Annotated in this window: 22 protein-coding genes; 7 read left to right on the top strand and 15 right to left on the bottom strand. The window is 70.0% G+C overall.

From position 1 onward, the window contains the following. Positions 1 to 37: 37 nt before the first annotated feature. Complete coding sequence (locus ACFVXC_RS03150; RefSeq protein WP_389900900.1) at positions 38 to 883, top strand: endonuclease/exonuclease/phosphatase family protein; 846 nt, start codon at positions 38 to 40, stop codon at positions 881 to 883. Here ACFVXC_RS03150 and ACFVXC_RS03155 read toward each other — a convergent pair. The 6 genes from ACFVXC_RS03155 to ACFVXC_RS03180 all read right to left on the bottom strand — a co-directional run bounded on the left by ACFVXC_RS03155 (position 864) and on the right by ACFVXC_RS03180 (position 8,178). Next, positions 864 to 1,880 (bottom strand): TIGR03842 family LLM class F420-dependent oxidoreductase, encoded by a 1,017-nt coding sequence (locus ACFVXC_RS03155; RefSeq protein WP_389900902.1) that lies wholly within the window; start codon positions 1,878 to 1,880, stop codon positions 864 to 866. The two genes, ACFVXC_RS03150 and ACFVXC_RS03155, sit on opposite strands and share 20 nt — an antisense overlap. Positions 1,881 to 1,895: 15 nt before the next feature. Beyond that, on the bottom strand, positions 1,896 to 3,299 hold the full coding sequence (gene hydA, locus ACFVXC_RS03160; RefSeq protein ID WP_389900904.1) for a dihydropyrimidinase: 1,404 nt from the start codon (positions 3,297 to 3,299) through the stop codon (positions 1,896 to 1,898). Between the two features lie 51 nt (positions 3,300 to 3,350). Beyond that, positions 3,351 to 4,634 (bottom strand): aspartate aminotransferase family protein, encoded by a 1,284-nt coding sequence (locus ACFVXC_RS03165; RefSeq protein WP_389900906.1) that lies wholly within the window; start codon positions 4,632 to 4,634, stop codon positions 3,351 to 3,353. Continuing rightward, positions 4,631 to 5,473, bottom strand: coding sequence for a nitrilase-related carbon-nitrogen hydrolase (locus tag ACFVXC_RS03170; protein WP_389900908.1), 843 nt, complete (start codon positions 5,471 to 5,473; stop codon positions 4,631 to 4,633). The genes ACFVXC_RS03165 and ACFVXC_RS03170 overlap by 4 nt, the downstream gene beginning before the upstream one ends. Positions 5,474 to 5,655: 182 nt before the next feature. Then, a complete protein-coding gene (locus ACFVXC_RS03175; protein WP_389900910.1) occupies positions 5,656 to 7,410 on the bottom strand; it encodes a hypothetical protein in 1,755 nt (584 codons plus the stop codon). 156 nt (positions 7,411 to 7,566) lie between these two features. Then, positions 7,567 to 8,178: a TetR/AcrR family transcriptional regulator gene (locus tag ACFVXC_RS03180; protein WP_389901556.1), complete on the bottom strand. Its 612-nt coding sequence runs from the start codon at positions 8,176 to 8,178 to the stop codon at positions 7,567 to 7,569. Positions 8,179 to 8,320: 142 nt separating this feature from the next. Here ACFVXC_RS03180 and ACFVXC_RS03185 point away from each other — a divergent pair, with 142 nt between their 5' ends. Further along, positions 8,321 to 8,791: a nuclear transport factor 2 family protein gene (locus ACFVXC_RS03185; protein ID WP_389900912.1), complete on the top strand. Its 471-nt coding sequence runs from the start codon at positions 8,321 to 8,323 to the stop codon at positions 8,789 to 8,791. Then, positions 8,788 to 9,639 carry an NAD(P)H-binding protein gene (locus ACFVXC_RS03190; protein WP_389900914.1) on the top strand — a complete coding sequence of 284 codons (852 nt, stop codon included), beginning with the start codon at positions 8,788 to 8,790 and terminating at the stop codon, positions 9,637 to 9,639. Before ACFVXC_RS03185 ends, ACFVXC_RS03190 begins: the two co-directional genes overlap by 4 nt. Before the next feature lie 42 nt (positions 9,640 to 9,681). Here ACFVXC_RS03190 and ACFVXC_RS03195 read toward each other — a convergent pair whose 3' ends face one another. Beyond that, on the bottom strand, positions 9,682 to 9,942 hold the full coding sequence (locus tag ACFVXC_RS03195) for a helix-turn-helix domain-containing protein (protein WP_389900916.1): 261 nt from the start codon (positions 9,940 to 9,942) through the stop codon (positions 9,682 to 9,684). 106 nt (positions 9,943 to 10,048) lie between these two features. Further along, positions 10,049 to 11,860, bottom strand: a complete 1,812-nt coding sequence (ggt, locus tag ACFVXC_RS03200; RefSeq protein WP_389900917.1) for a gamma-glutamyltransferase — start codon at positions 11,858 to 11,860, stop codon at positions 10,049 to 10,051. A gap of 104 nt (positions 11,861 to 11,964) precedes the next feature. Between ggt and ACFVXC_RS03205 the strand changes: the two genes are divergently transcribed. From ACFVXC_RS03205 to ACFVXC_RS03215, 3 genes are all read left to right on the top strand, one after another. Further along, on the top strand, positions 11,965 to 12,723 hold the full coding sequence (locus ACFVXC_RS03205; RefSeq protein ID WP_389900919.1) for a hypothetical protein: 759 nt from the start codon (positions 11,965 to 11,967) through the stop codon (positions 12,721 to 12,723). 145 nt (positions 12,724 to 12,868) lie between these two features. Then, complete coding sequence (locus tag ACFVXC_RS03210) at positions 12,869 to 14,077, top strand: Ig-like domain-containing protein (protein WP_389900921.1); 1,209 nt, start codon at positions 12,869 to 12,871, stop codon at positions 14,075 to 14,077. A gap of 112 nt (positions 14,078 to 14,189) precedes the next feature. After that, a complete protein-coding gene (locus tag ACFVXC_RS03215; RefSeq protein ID WP_389900923.1) occupies positions 14,190 to 15,809 on the top strand; it encodes an alpha/beta fold hydrolase in 1,620 nt (539 codons plus the stop codon). Positions 15,810 to 15,846: 37 nt separating this feature from the next. On the opposite strand, the gene ACFVXC_RS03220 is transcribed toward ACFVXC_RS03215, so the two are convergent. The 5 genes from ACFVXC_RS03220 to ACFVXC_RS03240 all read right to left on the bottom strand — a co-directional run bounded on the left by ACFVXC_RS03220 (position 15,847) and on the right by ACFVXC_RS03240 (position 19,605). Then, positions 15,847 to 16,716, bottom strand: a complete 870-nt coding sequence (locus tag ACFVXC_RS03220) for an amino acid ABC transporter permease (protein ID WP_389900925.1) — start codon at positions 16,714 to 16,716, stop codon at positions 15,847 to 15,849. Then, on the bottom strand, positions 16,713 to 17,357 hold the full coding sequence (locus tag ACFVXC_RS03225; protein ID WP_389900926.1) for an amino acid ABC transporter permease: 645 nt from the start codon (positions 17,355 to 17,357) through the stop codon (positions 16,713 to 16,715). The genes ACFVXC_RS03220 and ACFVXC_RS03225 overlap by 4 nt, the downstream gene beginning before the upstream one ends. Positions 17,358 to 17,366: 9 nt before the next feature. Beyond that, positions 17,367 to 18,272 carry a glutamate ABC transporter substrate-binding protein gene (locus tag ACFVXC_RS03230; RefSeq protein WP_389901558.1) on the bottom strand — a complete coding sequence of 302 codons (906 nt, stop codon included), beginning with the start codon at positions 18,270 to 18,272 and terminating at the stop codon, positions 17,367 to 17,369. A 16-nt stretch (positions 18,273 to 18,288) separates the two neighbouring features. After that, the gene (locus ACFVXC_RS03235; RefSeq protein WP_389900928.1) at positions 18,289 to 19,032 is read right to left on the bottom strand and encodes an amino acid ABC transporter ATP-binding protein; all 744 of its coding nucleotides are present in this window, start codon (positions 19,030 to 19,032) and stop codon (positions 18,289 to 18,291) included. A gap of 132 nt (positions 19,033 to 19,164) precedes the next feature. Continuing rightward, on the bottom strand, positions 19,165 to 19,605 hold the full coding sequence (locus tag ACFVXC_RS03240; RefSeq protein WP_389900930.1) for a DUF6278 family protein: 441 nt from the start codon (positions 19,603 to 19,605) through the stop codon (positions 19,165 to 19,167). A gap of 411 nt (positions 19,606 to 20,016) precedes the next feature. Between ACFVXC_RS03240 and ACFVXC_RS03245 the strand changes: the two genes are divergently transcribed. Beyond that, on the top strand, positions 20,017 to 21,801 hold the full coding sequence (locus ACFVXC_RS03245) for an SGNH/GDSL hydrolase family protein (RefSeq protein WP_389900932.1): 1,785 nt from the start codon (positions 20,017 to 20,019) through the stop codon (positions 21,799 to 21,801). 69 nt (positions 21,802 to 21,870) lie between these two features. On the opposite strand, the gene ACFVXC_RS03250 is transcribed toward ACFVXC_RS03245, so the two are convergent. Then, positions 21,871 to 22,650, bottom strand: a complete 780-nt coding sequence (locus ACFVXC_RS03250) for an exodeoxyribonuclease III (RefSeq protein WP_389900934.1) — start codon at positions 22,648 to 22,650, stop codon at positions 21,871 to 21,873. Between the two features lie 45 nt (positions 22,651 to 22,695). Then, positions 22,696 to 23,328, bottom strand: a complete 633-nt coding sequence (locus ACFVXC_RS03255) for an MBL fold metallo-hydrolase (RefSeq protein WP_389901559.1) — start codon at positions 23,326 to 23,328, stop codon at positions 22,696 to 22,698. Positions 23,329 to 23,342 lie beyond the last annotated feature (14 nt).

The raw sequence follows: 23,342 nt of genomic DNA on the forward strand, positions 1-23,342 counted from the left end.
CAATCGCGCCCCTGGATCACCCGTGGAGAGGAATCCGATGACGACGAGACTGCGCGTCGTGACGTTGAACGTGTGGAACACCCGCGGCGACGCCGCCGCCCGGCAGGCGCTGATCAACGCCGAGCTGGCGCGGCTCGCGCCGGATCTCGTCGCCTTCCAGGAGGTCCTGCCGGACCAGTTGCCCGCCCTGATCGAGGGGACGGGGCTGCACGGCACCCACCAGTCGCAGACCACCGCGACGGCTCCGCCCTACGCGGACCGGTACGGCGGCACGGCGATCGCGACGCGGTGGCCGCACCGCGTCGTCGAAGTCCTCGATCAGCGCGGCACGGACGCGCCCGACGTCCCGTGGCTCACGCCGGCCGCCCTCGTGCCGCTGCCCGGCCTCGGTGACATCCTGTTCATCGCGACGACGACGTCGTTCCGGCTTGAGGCGCAGGCGCAACGGGAGCGACAGGTGCTGGCCCTGAGCGATCTGGACGCCCGGCACCGCACGGCCCTGCCCACGATCATGGCCGGTGATTTCAACGCGGACCCCGACTCCGCCTGCGTCCGCTATCTGACCGGTCGGCAGTCACTCTCGGGGCGCGGTACCCACTTCCACGACGTGTGGGAGATCGCGGGCTGCGGCCCGGGGCACACCTGGAGCGCCGACAACCCGAACGCGGCCGAGGACATCGAGCTCCTGGTGCGTCAGCCCGGTCACCGCCGCCGGCTCGACTACGTCTTCGTCGGCTCACCGCACGCGCACCCGAACGCCTTCGCCCGCGTGCGCAGTGCCGACCTCGCCTTCGACAAGCCTGCCGACGGCGTGTGGGCCAGTGACCATTACGGGGTCGTCGCCGACCTGGAGGTGGGGCTGCTCACGACAGGGCGGGGATGACCTTGGCGCCGTACCCGTCGATGACGGTTTCACGGGCGTCGTGCATCGCGTACAGCGCGAACTGATCCACTCCCAGACGCTTCAACTCCCCTAGTTTCGCGATGTGTTGCTCCGCGGTGCCGATCACACAGAAGCGGTCCACGATGTCGTCGGGGACGAAGGCCGTGTCGGGGTTGTCGGCACGGCCGTGGTGGGAGTAGTCGTAGCCCTCGCGGGCCTTGATGTACTCGGTCAGGGCCTCGGGGACCAGGTCCGAGTGTTCGCCGTACTTCGCCACCAGGTCGGCCACGTGGTTGCCGACCATCCCGCCGAACCAACGGCACTGCTCGCGGGCGTGGGCGAGCGCGGCGGGTGAGTCGTCCTGCGTGAGGTACGCGGGGGCCGCGACGCAGATCTTCACCGACGCCGGGTCGCGGCCCGCCGCCGTGGCCGCGGCCCTGACCGCCTTCACCATCGACTCCGTCAGATACGGGTCGGCCAGCTGGAGGATGAAGCCGTCGGCCTCCTCGCCCGCCATCTTCAGCGCCTTGGGTCCGTACGCGGCCATCCAGACCGGGAGCCGGGCGTCAGGACCGATCCACGGGAAGCGGATCGTGGTGCCGCCCAGGTCCGCCTCCCCGCCCGAGGCCAGCGAGCGGATGACCTTCATCGACTCGCTGATCCGGGCGAGGGTGTTCGGCGTACGGCCCGCCACCCGCATCGCGCTGTCGCCGCGGCCGATGCCGCACACGGTGCGGTTGCCGTACATGTCGTTGAGCGTGGCGAACGTGGAGGCCGTCACCTCCCAGGTACGGGTGCCCGGATTGGTGACCATCGGGCCGACGATCAGCCGGTCGGTGTTCGCCAGGATCTGGCTGTAGATGACGAAGGGCTCCTGCCAGAGCACCGCCGAGTCGAAGGTCCAGCCGTAGCCGAATCCATTGCGCTCGGCCCGCTTCATCAGGCTGATGACCTGCGATGCCGGCGGATCGGTCTGCAGGACGAGTCCGAAGTCCATGGTGCGTCGCCTCTCCTAGCCGAGGTACTGAGTGGTGCCGCGCGGGACATAGGCGCCGTGCCCGGCCCGGCCGGTGAACCTCCGCTCGTCGATGACCACTTCGCCCCGCGACAGGACCGTCTCCACCTGGCCGGTCACGTGCTTGCCCTCGTACGCGGAGTAGTCCACGTTCATGTGGTGCGTGTCCGCCGACATGACCTGCTCGGCGGCCGGATCGTAGATGACGACGTCGGCGTCCGCGCCCGGGGCGATCGTGCCCTTCTTGCCGTACAGACCGAACATCCGGGCCGGGCTCGCGCAGGCGATCTCGATCCAGCGCCGACGGCTGATGTGCCCGTCGACCACGGCTTGGTGCAGGAGGTCCATGCGATTCTCCACGCCGGGGAGGCCGTTGGGAATCTTGGAGAAGTCGCCGCGGCCCAGCTCCTTCTGCCCCACGAAACAGAACGGGCAGTGGTCGGTCGACACCACCTGGAGGTCGTTCGTGCGCAATCCGCGCCAGAGCGCGGCCTGGTGCTCGCGCGGTCGCAGCGGCGTCGAGCAGACGTACTTGGAACCCTCGAAGTCGGGCTCCGCGAGGTTGTCCGTGGACAGGAAAAGGTACTGCGGACAGGTCTCCCCGAACACCGGCAGACCCTCGTCGCGGGCCCTGGCGAGCTCGGCCACGGCCTCCTGTGCCGACACATGCACCACGTACACCGGCGCACCGGCCACCTGGGCGAGCTTGATCACCCGGTGCGTCGCCTCCGCCTCCAGGAGCGCCTTGCGCACCTCTCCGTGGTAGCGCGGGTCCGTCTCGCCCCGGGCGAGGGCCTGCTCCACCAGTACATCGATGGCAAGGCCGTTCTCCGCGTGCGTCATGATCAGCCCGCCGTTGCCGGCGGCCTTCTGCATCGCCCGCAGGATCTGGCCGTCGTCACTGAAGAAGACGCCCGGATACGCGGTGAAGAGCTTGAACGAGCTGACCCCTTCCTCGATGAGAAGGTCCATCTCCTTCAGGGACTTCTCGTTGACGTCCGAGAGGATCATGTGGAAGCCGTAGTCGATCGCGCACTTGCCGTCCGCCTTGGCGTACCAGGTGTCAAGGCCCGCGCGCAGCGCCTGCCCCCGGCTCTGCACCGCGAAGTCCACGATCGTGGTGGTGCCGCCCCAGGCCGCGGCCCGGGTGCCCGTCTCGAAGTCGTCGGAGGAGAACGTGCCGCCGAACGGGAAGTCCATGTGCGTGTGCGCGTCGACTCCCCCCGGGATCACATACTTGTGGGAGGCCTCGAAGACGCGGTCAGCGGTCCACGCCTCCGCGGCGCCCGAGCCGTGTGCGGCGAGCGCGGCGATCCGGCCGTCCTCGATCAGCACATCGGCATGGGTCTCTTCGGCGGCGGTGATGACGAGTCCGCCACGGATCAGGGTGCGGGTACTCATGATGGGGCGCTCCCTTTCATGCTCGTACGTTCCTGTTGACAGACTCGTGAACTAGGCGCTCCGCAGGGCCTGTTCGAGGATGGACGCCCCTTCTTCCGCCTCCGTGACGGTCAGCGAGAGGGGCGGGGCGATGCGCAGGACACTGGTGTCGTGGCCGCCGCCCTTGCCGATCAGGAGTCCGCCTTCGCGGGCCGCTTCGAGCACGGCGGCGGCGGCCCTCGGATTGGCCTCGCCCGTCTCGGGATCGACCAGCTCGACACCGATCATCAGGCCACGGCCGCGCACTTCGCGTACGACGGGGAGTTGGGCGCAGATGGCGCGCACCCGCTCGATGAGCAGACCGCCGACGCGCCGCGCGTTGCCCTGGAGGTCGTGTTCCAGGAGATACGTGAGGTTGGCGAGGCCTGCCGCCATGGTGACCGGCGAGCCGCCGAAGGTCGAGATGGAGTTGGAGTCCAGGGAGTTCATGACCTCGGCGCTCGCCACGACGCCGCCGATGGACATGCCGTTGCCGATGCCCTTGGCGAAGGTGAGGATGTCCGGCGGTCCTTCGGCGGCATGCGCCTGCCAGCCCCAGAAGTGGTCGCCGGTGCGTCCCCAGCCGGTCTGCACCTCGTCCGAGATCCACAGGACGCCGTGCTCCCGCAGGACCTCGCGGAAGGCGGCGTACAGACCGTCCGGAGGCGAGGTGAAGCCGCCGACCCCCTGGACGGGTTCGGCGATCAGCGCCGCCGCTCCCCCGCGCGCCTGGCCGAGCATGTCCTTCAGGTCGGCGACGCAGGCCTCGATGAACTCGGCGTCGCCCAGTGCCGCGTACGGCCCTCGGCTGCGCACGCCCCCGTGGACGTACAGCGTCTGGAGCGGCGAGAGGCTGGTCGGCGACCAGGCGTTGTTGCCGGTGATGCCGACGGCCGTGAAGGAGCGGCCGTGGTAGCTGTTGCGCATCGCCAGGATCTGGTTCGAGCGGCGGTGCGCGGTGGCCAGGAGCAGGGCCGTGTCGTTGGCCTCGGTGCCCGACGTGGTGAAGAAGACGCGGGCGTCGGGGATGCCGGAGAGGCCCGCGACCCGCTCCGCGAGGTCGATCATCGGCCGGTTGAGATAGAGCGTGGACGAGTGGATGATGCGCCCGGCCTGCTCACTGACCGCCTTGGTGACCTCGGGCAGGGCGTGGGCGGTCATGGTGGTGAGGATGCCGCCGAAGAAGTCGAGGTACTGCTTGCCGTCCGCGTCCCAGACGCGGCGGCCCTCGCCGTGGGTGATCTCCAGCGGGTCGGCGTAGTAGAGCGCGAGCCACTCGGGCAGGACGGCCCGGTGGCGGGTGTGGAGGTCCCTCACGGCTGCACCAGCCCTTCGTACGCGTCGGGTCGGCGGTCCCGGTAGAACGCCCACTGCTGGCGCACTTCCTCGATCAGCCCCAGGTCCAGGTCCCTGACCACGAGTTCCTCGGCCTTGTCGCTCGCCCTCTCGCCGACGAACTGTCCGCGCGGGTCGACGAAGTACGACGTTCCGTAGAAGTCGTTGTCGCCGTACTCCTCGACGCCCACGCGGTTGATCGCGGCGATGAAGTACTCGTTGGCCACGGCCGCAGCGGGCTGTTCCAACTGCCAGAGGTAGGCGGAGAGGCCGCGGGAGGTGGCCGAGGGGTTGTAGACGATCTGGGCGCCGTTCAGGCCGAGCTGCCGCCAGCCCTCGGGGAAGTGGCGGTCGTAGCAGATGTAGACGCCGACCTTGCCGACCGCCGTGTCGAAGACGGGCCAGCCCGCGTTGCCCGGCTTGAAGTAGTACTTCTCCCAGAAGCCCTTGACCTGGGGGATGTGGTGCTTGCGGTACTTCCCGAGATACGAGCCGTCGGAGTCGATCACCGCGGCGGTGTTGAAGTAGAACCCGGACTGCTCCACCTCGAAGACCGGGACGACGATGACCATGCCGGTCTCGCGTGCGAGTTCCCGCATCCGCGTGACCGTGGGTCCTTCCGGCACGGATTCGGCCCACCGGTAGTGCTCTGCCTCCTGCACCTGGCAGAAGTAGGGGGCGTTGAACACTTCCTGGAAACCGATGATCTTCGCACCCTGGCGGGCCGCCTCGCGGGCGTGCTCCTCGTGCTTGGCAATCATGGATTCGGTGTCGCCTGTCCAGGTTGCCTGGACCAGTGCGGCGCGTACGACGTTGGCCATGAGCTGCTCCTTCGACGGGACGTCAGAGAGCTTCTACGCCCGTAGACTTGATGCGTAGAGCAGAAAACGTAAGCCTCGTCGCCGGGCGGGGCAAGACCATCGCCGTTAACCAGCGCAGTCGATCATGTTTCGCACCCGAGCGGGCGAGAACCGATCGGGAAAGCACAGACGGAACGAGCCCGTCAGGCACTGAATCCGGCAACGCGCAGCGCGTGCACGAGATCCCAGTGGCGCTCCTCCGACACTCCCTGAGCAGCCTGGAGGAGCAGCGGGATGAGGCGGTACGGATCGGTGTGCGCGCAGGTGGCCACGTCCTCGGGGGCGCGGACGCGGAGATAGGCGTCGAGCAGGGCGCGGGCGTCGCGCTCGCGTCCCTCGTCCATCAGCGCGAGCACCGCCTCCGCGATCTCCGGGGCGGGCCGTGCGACACCCTGCCGCAGCAGCTTGCGGCAGTCGTCGGCGCGGCCTGCCGAAGCGAGTGCGTCGGCCAGCGAGACGAGCGGTTCGGGCGGCAGCGAGGCGGCCTCCCAGAGCAGCGTCGACCAGTCGGCGCCGAGCCCCGCGCGATGCAGCTCACCGGCGAGCGCGGGGAGGCGGGACGCCGGCCAGCCCGCCGCCTCGACGAGTACGCCGTGCGCCTCGCCGCTGCGGCCCTCGCCGCGGAGCCGCACCAGGGCGGCGACGGTTTCGGCGGTGGCCTGCTCGGCCTCGCGGTCCGGTGCGACGACTTCACGCCTCACGGCTTCATCGGCGCCGTCCGGCCCGGCGGCGTGCGCGAACCGCGCGCCGCGCGGTCTGCTCGCGGCACGCGGCCGCACAGCCGTGTCCGGCACGGGGACGGCGCCGGTCCCGGTCGCGTGCCCGTCCTCGTCCGTGCCTCCGTCCCCGCCCCTGTCCCTGTCCCTGTCCGCGTCCGGCCCGGTGAACCCCGCGAAACGGGCGCCTCGGGGAAGGCGGGGGCGGCGGAACGCGTCGCGTGACTTGCGGCCCGGCCTCGGGCCGCGGGGGGTCTCCCGGGGCGTCGGCGTGATGTCGGGGTCCGAGGCGGATTCGGGTCCCAGGGCGGAGCCGGAGTCGGCCGAGCCGGAGTCCGGGCCTGGACCGGAGTCGACGCTGAGCGTGCGGGAGTCGGGAACTGAGGCGCTCTGATCGGCCGGGGACATCCCGAACTCCCGTGTCCGGGGCTCACGTTCCGACGCGCCGGCGTCGGGGTCACCCCCCGCGGCCCCCGCGGCTGTGGCTCCGAAGCCGTCCGCACCCCGCGCCCTGAAGGAGGGCGACGCCCCGAACCGGGTCGCCGCACGCTCACCGGAGTCGTCGAACTCCTCGGCTCTGAAGTCCCCCACCGACCGGCCCCTGAGGCCGCCCGACGCGAGGGCGTCGAAGCCGCCGGACGCGCGGGCCTCGAAGTCGTCCACCTCCTCCCCCGCGAAGTCGTCCGACAGCGGAGTGCCGAAGTCGACCCACTGCGGGCGACCCGCCCGGTCCAACCGCTCGATGCGCTCACGGAGTTCCGCGCACCGCGCGGTCGCCCGCTCGTGGTCGTCCCGGGACCAGGCCAGATCACGGCTGAGCCGCTCCACCTCGTCCGGCGCGACCGCGGCCGCGAGCGAGCGGCCCAGTTCGGCTTGGCGCTCCACGGCGAACCGCTGCTCGGTGAGCATCATGTCGAGGCGCTCAGCGAGCTGCCCGCGCCCACCTGGCCGCGCGTCGTACGCGGCCAGCGAGGCACTGTGCAGGCCCCACGCGAGGCCCGCCTCGCGTTCGGCGGCCTGCGCTCCGCACCCCACGGCCAGATCGCGCAGCAGCGCCTCCATCACGTCCCAGGGAGGCACTTCCGCGCCGTCCAGACAGGCCTGCATCCCGGCGGGGTCGCGGGACCAGAACACGCCGCACCATCCGGCGCCCGGATCCAGCTGCGCCTGGAGGTTCCTCAAGTACCTCGCGAACTCCCGAACGTGATCGGGGAGTTGTCCTACCGCCATCCGAGCCAGCACCGCCCCATGAAGACAGGGAGACTTCCGGTCCGGAAGATAACACCAGTCGTGTTACGGGACGGCTACACGGAGTTTTCCCGGCCACTCCGCGGCGCCTCACGCCTCGCCGTTCGCCCCATCCGCACCATCCGCACCGCGGGCGAGAACCGTGGCACACAGCCGCCGCAGCCCCGCGTGCAACTGTCCGGGACTCGCGCCCTGGCTGGTCAGATGCTCGACCAGGTCGCTGCGGACGGCGGCGAGCAGGACGTGGGCGAGGTAGTCGGCGCCCTCACGCCCCTGCACGCCGACCAGCATCCCGGCCACTTCCGAGTGCCACAGGTCGTAGGCCGGATTGAGGTAAGGGCTGCCGGTTCCCGCCCGGTCGAGGGCGAGCATCAGCGCTCGCTGGCTCAACTTGAGGTCGAGGAGTGCGGCCATGAGCGCGGGCAGCCGCTCGGCCACCGGCGCGCCGGGACCCAGCGGCGGCGGTCCGTCGACGACTTGCTCGCGCAACTCCTGCGTCTCCTCGACGACCAGGGCCCTGACCAGGCCGAGGCGGTCGGAGAAGTGCCGGAAGACCGTTCCTTTCCCGGCACCGGCGGCCTGGGCGATGTCGGCCATCTTGACGCTGTCGGGGTCCTCGGCCTCCCGGAAGAGCCGGGTGGCGGCGGCCAGCAGCGCGGCTCTGTTGCGGACGGAGTCGGCTCTCTCCTTGCGGGCGGTGATGGTTCCTCCTTGGTGAGCGGGACGAGCGGCACGAGCGGGACCGGCGGGACGAGCAGTTCCAGCGGTGCGAGCAGTCCCAGCATAAGTCGACCCAGGGTCCGGTACTTGCAAACGGACCCGGGGTCAGGTTAACGTCGTCGGCATGACACCTCACCCCGCAGCACCTCCCACCACCCACCCTTCGGCGACCGACGTGTTCACCCACTCCCTCGACCTCCTCCTCGCCAAGGACATCGACGGCTGGGTCGCGCTCTGGGCGCAGGACGGAGTCTTCGAGTTCCCCTTCGCGCTCCCCGGCGCCCCACACCGACTGACCGGCCGCGACGCCGTGCGCGACTACATGGCCGACTACCCCGACCACATCGACCTGAGGAGCTTCGAGGACCTGACCGTCCACCGCACCGACGACCCCGAGACCATCGTCGTCGAGCTGCGCGGCACAGGCCGCGCGGTCGCCACGGGCCGCCCCTTCGACATGCCGTACATCCAGGTCGTCACCGTCCACGACGGGCGGATCACACGCTTTCGCGACTACTGGAACGGCGCCCTCGCCGCCGACGCCTTCGACGGCGAGATCCCCGTCGGCGCCACCCGCCCCGGAGAGACCCGATGACCATGCGCTTCCTCATCACCGGCGGCACCGGCACCACCGGCCGCCGCGTGGCGACCGCACTGGGCGAGGACGGCATGTCCGTCAGCGTCGGCAGCCGCACCCCCGCCCGGGGCACCCGCCAGGTCCGCTTCGACTGGGCCGACCCCACCACCCACGGCCCGGCCCTCACGGACACGGACGGCGTCTACCTGGTACCGCCCATCGGGGACGCCGAGCCCGCCCGCCTCATGGTGCCGTTCCTGGAGCGCGCACTGGACGCGGGCGTGCGCCGCTTCGTGCTCCTGAGTTCCTCCGCCATCGCCGAGGGTGCGCCCGGCGCCGGGGAGGTCCACAGCGCACTGCGTCAACTGGCCCCGGAGTGGACGGTGTTGCGCCCTTCGTGGTTCATGCAGAACTTCGTCACTCCCGGCCATCCCCACATCCAGAACATCCGCGCCGCGGACGAGATCGTGACGGCCACCGAGCAGGGGCGGGTGGCGTTCGTCGACGCGGACGACATCGCCGCCGTCGCCGTAAGAGCCCTGACGGACGAGCGCCCACATAACTCGGCGCACCTGATCACCGGCCCGCGAGCACTCAGTTACGCGGACATCGCGGAGGCGGTCTCCAAGGTCTCGGGGCGCGAGATCCGCCATCGCCACGTCCCGGTGGCGGACCTCCGCGAGCGGCTCATCGCCACCGGGATACCGGAGGCGTTCGCCCGCATGCTCGCCGCCATGGACGACGACATCGCGCACGGCTGCGAGGACCGGGTGGACCCCACCGTCGAGCGGGTCACAGGACGACCGGCCCGCGGCTTCGCGGACTTCGCCGCCGAGCACGCCGCCGAGTGGTCCCCGACGCCATGACGCATGACGTCGGCACCCTCACACGGGGGCGATCGGCAGCCCTCACACGGGGGCGAGCGGCATCAGCACGCACGCCTGAGCCACCTCGTCCAGCGAGAGACCCAGCGTCACCGCCAGCGCCGAAACGGTGAAGAACGCGGGCGTCGGAGCCCGCCCCGTCTCGATCTTCCGGAGCGTCTCCGCGGAGAGCCCGGCGCTCGCGGCCACCTCCACCATGCTCCGCTCACCGCGCGCCGCGCGCAGCAGCCGGCCGAGACGCTCGCCGCGTTCGTGCTCTTCTGGGGTCAAGGGGGTGCGCACCATGGCGTCAGTCTAGTCCGAACCCCGGCCGGAAAACTATTCTCATACCGGTACAGTAATTGGCGCGATGGAACTCGGACCAGACCGGCCCACCCGGCCCCCGCCCGCGTCAGCCGGGCCGCACCACCATCGCCGACCCGCCACCCCGGCGTACCTTCTCCGCCGCGGCGAGCCACTTGCCGCCCGGCAGCCGCTGCACGCCGGTGGCCGCCCCGATCTCGGGGTTCTGCTTGAAGGAGTGCCCGATCGCCTCGAGGTCGGCCCGCACCGGGCTGTCCCACAGGCCGGGCTCCAACTCGGTCTGTGCCGCGTTGCGCTGACTCGCGCGCGGCGCGGCGATCGCATCGACGAGCGGAAGGCCCCGGTCGACGAACCCCGTGAGGGTCTGCAGGACCGTCGTGATGATCGTGGCGCCGCCCGGCGACCCGAGCGCGACCACCGGCTTCCCCTTCTCCAGGACGATCGTCGGCGCGATCGAGGACCGGGGCCGCTTCCCCGGACCCGGCAGGTTCGGGTCGTGCACGGCCGGGTCGGCCGGCGCGAAGGAGAAGTCGGTCAGTTCGTTGTTGAGCAGGAAGCCGCGTCCGGGCACGGTGATCCCGCTGCCGCCCGTCGACTCGATGGTCAGGGTGTAGGCGACGACGTTGCCCCACTTGTCGGCGGCCGTGAGATGCGTCGTGTTCTCCCCCTCGTACGTGGTCGGGGCGGCCTTGTCACCGGACTCGCAGGCGGCCGGATCGCGCGGATCCCCCGGCGCGAGCGGGCTCTTCAGGACCGCGTCGTCGCGGATCAGGCACTCCCGCGAGTCGGCGAACTTCTGCGAGAGCAGTTCCTTCGCCGGTACGTCCTCGAAGGCGGGGTCCCCCACCCAGCGCCCGCGGTCGGCGAAGGCGACGCGGCTCGCCTCGATGTAGCGGTGCAGGTACTTCTTCTTGGAGGCCTTCGAGAGGTCGGTCCGCTCAAGGATGTTGAGCGCCTCACCGACGCTCGTGCCGCCGGAGGACGAGGGAGCCATCGAGTAGACGTCGAGCCCGCGGTACGAGGTCTTCGTCGGCGCCTGCCTCTTCGCCCCGTAGGCCTTCAGGTCCTTCGTGGACAGATCGCCGCGCCGCACCACGCGCCCCGACGCCGGGTCGACGGGCGGCTTGTTCACGGTCCGCACCACGTCCTTGCCGATGCCGCCCCGGTACATCGCCCCGACGCCCTTGCTCCCCAGCTCCGCGTACGTACGCGCGAGATCGGGGTTCTTGAACGTCGAGCCGACCACGGGCAGCGCGCCGCCGGGCAGGAACAGCTCGGCCGTGTCCGGGAAGTCGGCGAACCGCTTCTGGTTCGACTCGGTCTGCGAGCGGAAGGTCTCGTCCACCGTGAACCCGTCGCGCGCGAGCCGCTCGGCGGGCTTCAGGAGCGTACCGAGCCGCTTGCTGCCCCACGCGTCGAGCGCGGACTGCCAGGTCGCGGGGGTGCCCGGGGTGCCCACGCCCAGGCCGCTCGTGACGGCGTCCGCGAAAGGGATCGGTTTGCCGTTCTCCAGGAAGAGGCCGGAGTCGGCGGTGCGCGGGGCCGTCTCGCGGCCGTCGACCGTGCTCACCTTGTGGGTCTTGGCGTCGTAGTGGACGAAGTACCCACCGCCCCCGACACCCGAGGAGTAGGGCTCTGTCACGCCGAGGGCCGCCGCCGTGGCGACCGCGGCGTCCACCGCGTTGCCGCCCTTCTTGAGGACCTCGATGCCCGCGGCCGACGCGTCCGCGTCGACGCTGGAGACGGCACCGCCGTAGCCGACGGCCACTGGCTCCTTCTCCGTGGACGGCGAGGCCGGTTCAGCCGAACGCGGAGACGAAGCGGGCACCGCCGCTCCGACCGACACCAACACCCCTCCGACCGCCAATAGCGTCAGATTCCGTACGACAGCACGACGCATTCGTACCTCCAGTCAACAACCGTCCGCGCAGCGTAACTTCGAGACCCCCACCACGTCAGGACCGCCTCGAACACCGGTCCTAAAGACCGCTAGCATGCGCCCCCATGACTGAAGACGTGCGCAATATCGTCCTCGGCCTGATCGCGGCCGGCCTCGGGGCCGTGCTGGGCTGGCTCGCCCGAACCCACCTCTGGCGGCGGGGGCTCCGCCGCAAGCAGGCCTTCTTCGGGCTGCCCGACAACTCCGAGTCGCTGCTCGTGGTGAACCGCGAGTCCGGCGGGCCCGAGCTCACCGTCGTACGCCACGACGTGTCCGCGCTCATCGAGCTGGCGGCGCTGATCAAGGACTGCGGGGCGCACGCCCAGCTCGTCGCGCACGACGCCGCCCAGCAGAGCTTCGGCGAACGCACCGAGTTCTGCGTCGGATCCCCGGCGGTCAACCGCCGCATGGCCGCGCACATGCACTCCCTGCTGCCCGGCGTCCGCGTCAACACCGAGCCGGAGCCCGGCCCGGACCGCGGCGCGTTCCAGATCGGCAGCGAGCGGTACCGCATGGAGGGCGGCCTCACGGAGTACGTGATCCTCGCGCGGCTCACCGCCGGGCAGGACCAGCAGGCGAGACCCGTGTTCGTCTTCTGCGGCCAGCGCGCGATCACCAACCAGGCGGCCACCCGCTATCTCGCCCGCCACCACGAGCGCCTCGCCCGCAAGCACGGCGCCAACACGTTCGTCCTGCTCCTGAAGGTCGTCAATTCCCAGGCGTACGGTCCCGACGTCGTCGAGCTCGTCGGAGACGTCACCCGTGCCGCTCAGGCCCCGGCCCCCGCGATCACACCGCCGCGCGCGGCCCATCGCGCCAAGTAACCGGGCGATCACCGAGCGCCGACGCGCACGCCGACCCATAACCCGCTTCTGTGACCTAGTCGGGAAATTCGGGGCAAGAGACAACCCAACGGGACCTTTGGCCCTCTCACCGTGCAGTTCCACATTCGCACGGAGGTACGTTCCCTTGAGGTCCCAGAGCTCGTCCAGTCGCCGCCACTCCATACGCCCCCGCCGCACCGGGGCCGCGACGACGGCCGCGGGCCTGGCGGCGCTCGCCGCCGCCCTGACCGCCTGCTCGGGCGGCACCTCGTCCGCCTCCACCTCCGCCGACATGGCCGCGGACAAGCCCGAGATCTCCGTGACCCCGCACGGCAAGCAGGCCAAGGCGGGCTCCCCGGTCAAGGTGACGCTGGCCGACGGCAGGCTGAAGCAGGTCACGGTCGCCGACGCGAAGGGCGCGAAGCTCACCGGGAAGGTCGCCGCGAACGGCACCACCTGGACCTCTGACCGCAAGGCGGCGCCCGGCACCTCGTACAAGGTGAAGGCGACGACCGACGAGGGCGGCAGCGCGCGGACCTCCTTCAGGACGGCCGCCCCGGAGCAGGTGAACAAGCTGTCCCTGACTCCCGGCAAGGACACCACGGTCGGCGTCGCGCAGCCCCTTTCGGTCGTCTTCGATCACCCGGTGAAGAACAAGGCCGAGGTCGAGAAGCACCTGAAGGTGACGACCTCGAACGACACCACCGGATCCTGGGGCTGGATCAAGAACTACGACGGCAAGGACCGCGTCGACTGGCGCCCGAAGGACTACTGGAAGTCCGGCACCAAGGTGAGGCTCGACGCCCGGCTCAACGGCGTCGACACGGGCACGGACGGCGGCTGGTTCGTCCGTGACTACTCCACCGGCTTCACGGTCGGCAAGAGCCAGAAGGTCAAGGTCGACCTGGACAGCAAGCGGGCGACGCTCGTGCGCGAGGGGCAGAGCGTCAAGACCGTGCCGATGTCGGCGGGCACCCCCGGCGGCGACAAGGCGTCCTGGGGCGGCACGTCCGTCCTGATGGCCAAGGAGGGCACGATCAACATGCGCTCCGAGACGGTCGGCCTCGGCGACGCCTACGACAAGATGGTCGACAACTCGATGCGTCTGACCTGGTCGGGCATGTACGCGCACGCGGCACCCTGGAACGCCTCGTACTTCGGCAACACCAACCACAGCTCGGGCTGCATCGGCATGAGCGACGGCGACGCGTCCTGGCTCTACGGGCAGGTCCAGGTCGGCGACCCCTTCGAGGTCTCCGGCAGCGGCTCGAAGGGCGCCCCCGACCCGGGCAACGGCTACGGCGAGTGGAACCTCTCGTGGGCGGACTGGCAGACGAAGAGCGCGCTCAACTGACGGCCAAGCGCCCAACAATCGTTACCGGCGCGTAACTTACCGACGGGTTACCCCCGGTAAGCACCCGAGGTTACCGTCGGGTCACTTTGCTTGCACGAGTAAGGAGTGACCCGTGGGACAACCGCGCAAGGCTCTGCGTACGACCACCGTGGGCGCCGCGTCGGCGACTCTCGTCGCCGGCGCCGCCTTCGGCCTCGCCCCGGCCGCACAGGCGGCTCCGGCGGCCGCTCCGGTGACCGCTCCAGTGACCGCTCCAGTGGCGGTGAACTCCGCGGACGTGCGCTTCGTCGACATCCCCGGTGACGGCGGCACGATCCTCAAGGCCAACGTCTTCACCCCCAAGGGCGCGAAGGCGGACAGCGAGTTCCCGGCGATCGTGCTGCCCACCAGCTGGGCCATGCCGCAGATCGAGTACGTCGCCCAGGCCCAGCAGCTCGCGAACTCCGGCTACGTCGTGGTCAGTTACAACTCGCGCGGCTTCTGGCAGTCCGGCGGAGAGATCGAGACCGGCGGCCCCAAGGACGTCGCGGACGCCTCCAAGGTCATCGACTGGACGCTGGAGAACACCCCAGCCGACCCGGAGAAGATCGGCATGGGCGGCGTCTCGTACGGCGCGGGCATCAGCCTGCTCGCCGCCGGGCACGACAAGCGGATCAAGGCCGTGGCCGCGCTCAGCGGCTGGGGCGACCTGATCGACTCGATCTACAGCGGCCGCACCCAGCACCAGCAGGCCGCCGGCCTGCTCGGCGGCGCCGGTGTCCTCACGGGCCGTCCAGGACCCGAACTCCAGCAGACCCTCAAGGACTTCCTCGGGTCCAATCTGAACAAGGAGGACGAGATGATCGCGTGGGGCAGGAAGCGCTCCCCCGCGACCTACATCGACCGGATCAACAAGAACGGCGCGGCCGTCATGCTGGGCAACGCCTGGGGCGACACCATCTTCCCGCCCAACCAATATGCCGAGTTCTACGAGCGGTTGACGGGCCCCAAGCGCCTGGAGTTCCGCCCCGGCGACCACGCGACCTCCGAGTTGACCGGCCTGTTCGGGCTGCCCAACGACACCTGGACCTCCACCCGGCGCTGGTTCGACCACTACCTCAAGGGCGAGCGGAACGGCGTCGAGGACGAGCAGCCCGTCCAGCTCAAGTCCCGTTCCACGGGCGGCTACGAGGGCTATCCCGACTGGAAGTCCGTCGGCGCGGCGAAGAGGAAGATCGACCTGGCGGGTTCCACCACGATCCGCGCGAACGTCGACTCGGGCGCCAACGGCGGCACCGTACTGCTCTCGAACACCCTCGACCAGTTCCTCAAGATCCCACCGGTGGCCTCGGTACCGCTGCTCCCGCGCCGCTACGCGGGCGTCTGGCAGTCCGAGAAGTACGACAAGGCCCAGCAGGTGCGCGGGACGGCGAAACTGCACACCACGCTCACCAGCACCAAGGAGAGCGGCACCCTCGTCGCGTACCTCTACGACGTGGGCCCGCTCGGCCTCGGCAAGCTGGTCAGCAACGCGCCGTACACCTTCCACGGCAAGACTCCCGGCCGGCCGTTCGGCGTGGACCTGGAGTTGTTCTCCACGGCCTACGACGTTCCGGCAGGACACAAGCTCGCCCTGGTGGTCGACACGGTCGACCCGCTCTACATCGAGCACAACCCGTCCGGCGCACAGCTGACCTTCTCCTCGCCCGCGTCCGACCCGTCATACGTGTCGGTCCCGTTGCGCGAACAGTGATCACCGGCTGCTGCCGGGTGGGCCCTGGCCCCTTTAGCTACTGCGGACCCGGCAGCAGCGTCCCTGGTTCGGCCGATGCCACGTCCGCGGCCTCGGTCTTGGGATTGCGCCGCTGTCGTTTGGACACCCACTGGGCGAACCACGAGAGCAGCATGCACATCCCGATGTAGATCGGCGAGATCACCAGAACCACGGGGATGAAAGGTAGATCGTAGTCGAGGTTCGACGCGATCAGCTTCCCGGCGTGGAGGAACTCCTCATAGGTGATCAGATAGCCGAGTGAGGTGTCCTTGAGGGCTACCACCAACTGGCTGATGATGGCGGGCAGCATGGCGCGCACGGCCTGCGGTACGAGGACGTGCGTCATCACCTGCGTCTTGCGCATCCCGAGTGCGTACGCCGCCTCACGCTGCCCGCGCTCCACGGAGTTCACGCCCGAGCGGAAGACCTCGGCGAGCACCGAGCCGTTGTAGAGCGTGAGCCCGGTGACCAGGGCCGGCAGCGGCTGGACCTTCAGCGCCACGAAGACGAAGAAGATCATCACCAGGACCGGCATCGCGCGGAAGAACTCCACGAGGAGCGTGGCGAGCCAGCGCACGGGACGGTGATCGGAGAGCCGCCCCATGGCGAGCAGTCCGCCGAGCGCGAGCGCGAGTACCGCGGAGATGGCGAAGGCCTTGAGGGTGTTCCCCAGGCCCTTCAGGAGGAGTTCCTGGATGCCCTTGTACTCGAAGGGCGTCCACTTGGTCGCGGTGAACTGGCCGGTGTCGAAGAGCAGATAGATCAGCCAGCCGACCAGGGCGAGCAGGATCACGGTGGAGAGAAGGCCGTAGAGCTTGTGCCGGCGCTCGGTCTTCGGTCCCGGTACGTCGTAGAGGGCGGTGGATTCGTGGGAGAGGGCGTTCATCGGGCGACTCCCCAGCGCTTCTCGAGGACATTGAAGACGGCGCTGATGGCGAGGGTGATGATCAGGTATCCGACGGCGATCCAGACGAACGTCCAGATGATGTTGTAGCCGAGCTCACTGAGCGTCTTGTACGTGCCGAGCAGCTCGGTGACGCTGAAGGCGCCCGCGATGGCCGAGTTCTTGGCGAGTGCGATGAGGGTGGAGCCGACCGGCGGGATGACGGACCGGAAGGCCTGCGGGAGCACCACCATGGACAGCGTCTGACCGAAGGTCATCCCCAGGCTGCGGGCCGCCTCGCCCTGGCCCCTGGGGACGGTGTTGATGCCCGAGCGCAGTGCCTCGCAGATGAAGGCGGAGGTGTAGCAGCCGAGCGCGAGGACGGCGAACACCTTGAAGGGCAGGACGAGTCCGAAGCGCGGGAGCCCGAGCAGCACCGCGAAGAAGAGCAGCGTGAGCGGGGTGTTGCGCAGGATCGTCACCCAGGCCGTGCCGATCGCCCGGAAGGAGCCGACCGGCGCCACCCGGAACGACGCCATCACGAAGCCGAGCACAAGGGCCAGGATGGAGGCGTACACGGTGAGTTCGACGGTCCCGACGAACCCTTTGCCGAAGGTGGAGAAGTTGTCTGTCAGTACGTCCACGACGCCTCCTCAGCTGGCCGGGTAGCGGTCGATGGCGGGTGGCTTCGGGGCCGGGACCCCGGAGAGGCCGAGCGTGGCGTCGTAGGCCTTCTTCCAGTCGCCGTTCTTCTCCCGGGCGGCGAGCGCGTCGTCGACGGCGAACCGCAGGGCGGTGTCGCCCTTGGGGACGCCGATGCCGTAGGGCTCCTCGGAGAACGGCTTGCCGACCACCTTGAGCTCGTCGGGCACCTTGGCCGCGTACCCGATGAGGATCGCGTCGTCGGTGGTGACGGCGTCGACCTGATAGGTCAGCAGGTTGTCGACGCAGACCGAGTACGTGTCGTACGCGATGAGCGTGGCCTTGGGGTAGTCCTTCTGGATGCGCTGGTAGGGAGTCGATCCCGCCGCCGAGCAGACCCGCTTGCCGTCCAGGTCACGCGGCCCGTCGATGTCGTCCTCGTCGGAGCGCACGAGCAGTCCCTGCCCCGCCATGTAGTAGGGACCGCCGAAGCCGACGAGCTTCTTGCGGAGGTCGTTGACGGTGTAGGTGCCGACGTAGTAGTCGATCTGCCCGTTCTGCAGGGCGGTCTCGCGGTTCGCCGACGCGATCGTCTTGAACGTGATCGACTTCGGGTCGAGGCCGAGCGAGGCCGAGACCATCTTGGCGATCTCGATGTCGAAGCCGGAGTACGCCCCTGTGGCGGGGTTCTTCTCGCCGAGGAACGGCTGGTCCTCCTTGGCCCCGACGACGAGGTGGCCGCGCCTCTTGGCCTTCCTCCAGGTGCCGGAGTCCGGCAGCGTGAATCCCGTCGCGACCTGGTACTTGGGCAGTTCGTCGGGCTGCGGCCCCTTCACCGGGGGGCTGCCCTCCTTGCCGCAGGCGGTCGCGGCGCAGGCGGCGATGACGAGCGCCGCGAGCAGACGTGTCGTACGCATCATGCCTGGCCCCCCGTCAGTGCTTGAGGATCTTGGAGAGGAAGTCCTTGGCACGGTCGCTCTCCGGGTTGTTGAAGAACTCCTCGGGGGCCCGGTCCTCGACGATGCGGCCGTCGGCCATGAAGACGACGCGGTTGGCGGCCGAGCGGGCGAAGCCCATCTCGTGGGTGACGACGACCATGGTCATGCCGTCGCGGGCGAGACCCTGCATGACCTCGAGCACTTCATTGATCATCTCGGGGTCCAGGGCCGACGTCGGCTCGTCGAAGAGCATCACCTTGGGCTCCATGGCGAGCGCGCGTGCGATGGCCACACGCTGCTGCTGGCCGCCCGAGAGCTGCGCGGGGTACTTGTCGGCCTGATTCGCGAGGCCCACCCGCTCCAGGAGCTCACGGGAGCGGCGCTCGGCCTCGTCCTTCTTGCGGCTGCGCACCTTGACCGGCGCGAGGGAGACGTTCTGCAGCACCGTCTTGTGCGCGAAGAGGTTGAAGGACTGGAACACCATGCCGACGTCGGCGCGGAGCGTGGCGAGCGCCTTGCCCTCGCTCGGAAGTGGCTGCCCGTCCAGTGCGATGGCTCCCGACTGGATCGTCTCAAGCCTGTTGATCGTCCTGCAGAGCGTTGATTTCCCCGACCCTGACGGGCCGATGACCACGACCACCTCCCCCTTGCCGACGGTGAGGTTGATGTCCTGGAGGACATGCAACTCCCCGTAGTACTTGTTCACATCACGCAGCTCGATCAGCGGATCGACGGCCATGCCCTGCCCTGCCCACTCTTGGCGGTGTCGGTCCGCGCAAACTATCCACGCGAAAACGGGACTTACTGGACGACACGCACGTATAGGCATTAACCGTACTTGTAGTTACGTCATCCCGCGCCCGGGGTCCGGCTACGCTTCCGAGGCCTCCGCGTAGACCTGGGACAGCTCGGGCGCGCCCTGCACCGCCCAGTCGAGGCCCGCCTCCACCACCGGGATCTCCCGCCCCGACGCGAGCCGCACGACGGCACTGCCGCCGGGCCAGACGTGCCAGGTGGTGCCAGGCACCGTACGGACGATGACCGAACCCAGGTACAGGCCCGCGTCGTTGCCGAGCCAGGGCAGCATCTCGGGGTCGTCGCGCCAGCGCGGCAGGAGCTGGTCGAGGGCGCTCAACGAGGCGGGCGAGTCGTCGAGTTCGAGACCGGCGGTCGCGGCCTGGGAACGCAGCAGCTCGCATTCGGCGAGGAGTTCGGCAACACCTGCCGGGTCCGCGTCGAACGCCGAGGCGAGCCCTGAGGCCGGGTCCGCGGACTCCTGGCGGCGCCACCTGCCGAAGAAGGAGATGTTCATGATCGGCCTCTCCAATGATTGTCTGCGCCGGAAGCGCGGCTGGTGGGGCGGTTGTGGCCTTCGACGGATCGGCCGGGCTCGCCCCGCCGGACCCTCGTCGACACGCGGCCGCACAAGATCATCTGCCACCCGCCTCCCCGTTCCCGGGCCGCGGATGTCCGTATCTCCAGGAATCTATCCTGCATCAGTTGATCACGGAATCAGGTGAATCGCGCCACGCACGGCGCGATGTGCGCATGGGCATATGCCGCGAGGGCCCGGACCCGGACGGCCCCACCGCACCCATCGCGATCACCCTGGAATCCCGGCGAGTTCGGGTCATGTTCACGCGCACCTCATTGACGCTTCTCTCCGGTCTCCTTAGCTTCATGCGCACCTGTCGTCACGTCAGCTACAGCCATGGGGGTCTTCATGCTCCACCGTCCAGGCCGGCGTTCATGGGGAGCGGCAGCCGTACTCGCGGTGCTCGCCACTGTCGTACCCGTGGCGGCGGCGCAGGCCGCCCCGCACAGACCCGGGCCGCTCCCTCTGGAGCGGCTCTTCGACAACAGGGCGATCAGTGACGACGCACGTCCCGGTGACGCGGACTTCGACGGTTCGGGCGGCTCGCTCTCCGCGCGGGATCTGGCGGCGGCGGGCTGGACTCCGGGGCGTTCGCTCGCCGTGGACGGGGCACGCCTGACCTGGCCCCGCACGGGCGCGGGCAGGGCGGACAACGTCCGTGCCGACGGGCAGTCCGTGCGGGTGCGCGGGCGCGGGGACGCTCTGGCGTTCCTGGTCGCGGGCACGGGCGGCGAGGCGAGCGGCACGGGGACGGTGCGCTACCGGGACGGATCGAAGGGGACGTACCGCCTGACGGCGCCCGACTGGCGCGCGGGCCCGCTCGCCACGAAGGCGGTCGCGCTGCCGCATGTGAACACCCCGGGCGGCCAACTCGCCGAGAAGGCACGGCTGTACGTCGTGACCGTACCGGTGGCGCGCGGGCGCGAGGTCGCCGCGGTGACCCTGCCGAAGGACCCCGGCGCCCCTGATCTGCATGTCTTCTCGCTCTCCGTGCGGCAGGCGGCGAAGGGGTGGACCGGCAGCTGGTCGGCGTCGACGGCCGGGTACACGGCGGTGGGTCCGTGGGCCGACCGGACCGTGCGCCTCGTCGTCCACACGAGCACGGGCGGGCCGCGGGTGCGGATCCGGCTCGACAACACGTTCGCCTCGGCGCCGGTACGGATCGGGAGTGCGACGGTGGCGGTGCAGGAGTCCGGCGCGGGGGCGCGGGGCGAGCCGCAGCCGCTGTCCTTCAACGGCCGGACCGGCACCCGACTCCCAGCAGGCGCACAGGCTTTCAGTGACCCGCTCGACTTCGACGTGCCCGAGGACACGAACCTCCTGGTGAGCTTCCACCTCCCGGAGGCGGTGATGACCGCGCCCGTCCACAGCCAGGCCATCCAGACCTCGTACGTGAGCGGCCCCGGCGATCACGCCGCGGAGGGCTCCCCGGCGGCGTACACGTCCACGATCTCGACCTGGCCGCTGCTCACGGGAGTCGACGTGGCGGGCGGACCCGGCTCCGTGGTGCTGCTCGGCGACTCCATCACGGACGGTGTGAGGTCGACGCAGGACGCGAATCACCGCTGGCCCAACGTGCTCGCGACCCGGCTCCTTCGACAGGACGAGGTCCCGCGCTTCGGGGTGCTCAACCAGGGGATCTCGGCGAATCGCGTGATCGCGGACCGCTATCCCGGCGACGGCGCCTCCACCGACACGGGCGGCGTGAGCGCGCTGCACCGCCTTGACCGTGATGTGTTCGCCCAGACGTCGGTCCGTACGGTGGTCGTCTTCGAGGGCGTCAACGACGTTCGGTGGGGCGCGTCGGCGGATCAGGTGACGGCCGGGATGCGGGAGCTCGCCGAGCGGGCACACGCGCGGGGCCTGCGGGTGGTCGCGGCGACGATCGCGCCGTGCCAGGGCGAGTCCCTGTGCACGGCGGCGGCGGACGCGGAGCGGATGAAGATCAACAGCTATCTGCGGGGCGGCGCCGACTTCGACGCCGTCCTGGACTTCGACGCGGTGCTGCGGGATCCGGGGAATCCGGCGCGGATCCGTGCCGCGTACGACAGCGGGGACCATCTGCATCCCGGGGACGCGGGGCTCGCGGCGATGGCGGAGTCGGTGGATCTGGGGGCGCTGGTTCCGGAGTAGCCGCCCTGCCGGGCGGGGCGGGGCCCGGGGGGAGGCTCACTGGCCCCCCTCCTCCGCCCCTGCCCCCGCCTAGAGCTCCAGGTCCACCACGACCGGGGCGTGGTCGGACGCGCCCTTGCCCTTGCGCTCCTCGCGGTCGACGTACGAATCCGTCACCGCCTTGGTGAACGGCTCGTTCCCGTACACCAGGTCGATGCGCATGCCCTTGTTCTTGGGGAATCCGAGCTCGCGGTAGTCCCAGAAGGTGAAGGGATGCGCGTACTTGAGAGGCCGCGGCATGACGTCGGAGAGCCCCGCGTCCCGCAGTGCCGCGAGGGCCGCGCGCTCGGCGGGGGTCACATGGGTGGCGCCCTCGAACAGGGCGGGGTCCCACACGTCCTCGTCGGTCGGGGCCACATTGAAGTCCCCGAGCACCGCGAACGGCCGCGCGCCCGCGGAGTCGTCGGCCACCGCGGCCTTCAGGGCCTCGAACCACTGGAGCTTGTACGCGTAGTGGGCGTGCTCCACCTCGCGGCCGTTCGGCACGTACACCGACCAGACCCGTGCGGGGCCGCAGGTCGCGGAGATCGCGCGCGGCTCCCGCACCCCGTCGTACTCCGGGCCGCCGGGCAGGCCGACCGTCACGTCGTCGAGGCCCACCCGGGAGACCAGCGCGACGCCGTTCCACCGTCCTGTGGCGTTCACCGCCGACTCGTACCCGAGCTCGCGCAGCGCCTCGGTGGGGAAGCCCTCGGCGGTGGTCTTGGTCTCCTGGATGCACAGCACATCCGTACCGCTGCTCTCCAGCCAGGCGAGCAGCCTCGGCAGTCGAGCGGTGATCGAGTTCACGTTCCAGGTGGCGATGCGCATGCTTCACAACCTACCGGCCGCCACTGACACTCTCAGTCCGGCCGGTCAGAGTTCGGCGGACTCCCCCGGAGTGAGCCGCAGGTGCTCAGCGCCGCCGAGGGACCCGATCTGCGAGTCGTAGATCGGCCGGGCCAGGTCGGTGAGCAGCGCGTCGTGGACGTCGTAGGCGCGCTGCGGCTTGACCTCGCGCACGTAGTCGATGACCTCGGAGATCTTGCTCCAGGGCGCCATCACCGGCAGCATCAGCGTCTCCACCGGCTGATCGGGAACGGTCAGCGCGTCGCCCGGGTGGAAGACGGAACCGTCGACCAGATAGCCGACGTTGGTGATCCGCGGGATGTCCGGGTGGATCACGGCGTGCAGTTCGCCGTGCACCTGCACGTCGAATCCGGCGGCCGTGAAGGTGTCGCCGTGCCCGACGGTGTGCACCCGGCCGGGGAAGGCGGCCGAGATCTTCTCCGCGACGGAGCGCAGGGTCCAGATCTCGGCGGCCGGATTGGCCTCCATTCCGGCGCGCAGCCGGTCCTCGTTGAAGTGGTCGATGTGCTCGTGCGTGACGAGGATCGCGTCGGCGCCGAGCGCCGCGTCCTGTTCGCTGAAGGTGCCCGGGTCGATGACGAGACTCCGGCCGTCCCGCTCCAGGCGGACACAGGCGTGTGTCTTCTTCGTCAGCTTGATGCGCTTCGCGGCAG

Origin of the sequence: Streptomyces sp. NPDC058257, assembly GCF_042881845.1 — a bacterium.
Classification (GTDB): Bacteria; Actinomycetota; Actinomycetes; order Streptomycetales; family Streptomycetaceae; genus Streptomyces.

Excerpts from the sequence above, each read along its gene's own strand:
- ACFVXC_RS03150 (WP_389900900.1), top strand. The coding sequence starts at position 38 with ATGACGACGAGACTGCGCGTCGTGACGTTGAACGTGTGGAACACCCGC.
- ACFVXC_RS03155 (WP_389900902.1), bottom strand. The coding sequence starts at position 1,880 with ATGGACTTCGGACTCGTCCTGCAGACCGATCCGCCGGCATCGCAGGTC.
- hydA (WP_389900904.1), bottom strand. The coding sequence starts at position 3,299 with ATGAGTACCCGCACCCTGATCCGTGGCGGACTCGTCATCACCGCCGCC.
- ACFVXC_RS03170 (WP_389900908.1), bottom strand. The coding sequence starts at position 5,473 with ATGGCCAACGTCGTACGCGCCGCACTGGTCCAGGCAACCTGGACAGGC.
- ACFVXC_RS03185 (WP_389900912.1), top strand. The coding sequence starts at position 8,321 with ATGACACCTCACCCCGCAGCACCTCCCACCACCCACCCTTCGGCGACC.
- ACFVXC_RS03190 (WP_389900914.1), top strand. The coding sequence starts at position 8,788 with ATGACCATGCGCTTCCTCATCACCGGCGGCACCGGCACCACCGGCCGC.
- ACFVXC_RS03195 (WP_389900916.1), bottom strand. The coding sequence starts at position 9,942 with ATGGTGCGCACCCCCTTGACCCCAGAAGAGCACGAACGCGGCGAGCGT.
- ggt (WP_389900917.1), bottom strand. The coding sequence starts at position 11,860 with ATGCGTCGTGCTGTCGTACGGAATCTGACGCTATTGGCGGTCGGAGGG.
- ACFVXC_RS03205 (WP_389900919.1), top strand. The coding sequence starts at position 11,965 with ATGACTGAAGACGTGCGCAATATCGTCCTCGGCCTGATCGCGGCCGGC.
- ACFVXC_RS03220 (WP_389900925.1), bottom strand. The coding sequence starts at position 16,716 with ATGAACGCCCTCTCCCACGAATCCACCGCCCTCTACGACGTACCGGGA.
- ACFVXC_RS03230 (WP_389901558.1), bottom strand. The coding sequence starts at position 18,272 with ATGCGTACGACACGTCTGCTCGCGGCGCTCGTCATCGCCGCCTGCGCC.
- ACFVXC_RS03235 (WP_389900928.1), bottom strand. The coding sequence starts at position 19,032 with ATGGCCGTCGATCCGCTGATCGAGCTGCGTGATGTGAACAAGTACTAC.
- ACFVXC_RS03240 (WP_389900930.1), bottom strand. The coding sequence starts at position 19,605 with ATGAACATCTCCTTCTTCGGCAGGTGGCGCCGCCAGGAGTCCGCGGAC.
- ACFVXC_RS03245 (WP_389900932.1), top strand. The coding sequence starts at position 20,017 with ATGCTCCACCGTCCAGGCCGGCGTTCATGGGGAGCGGCAGCCGTACTC.
- ACFVXC_RS03250 (WP_389900934.1), bottom strand. The coding sequence starts at position 22,650 with ATGCGCATCGCCACCTGGAACGTGAACTCGATCACCGCTCGACTGCCG.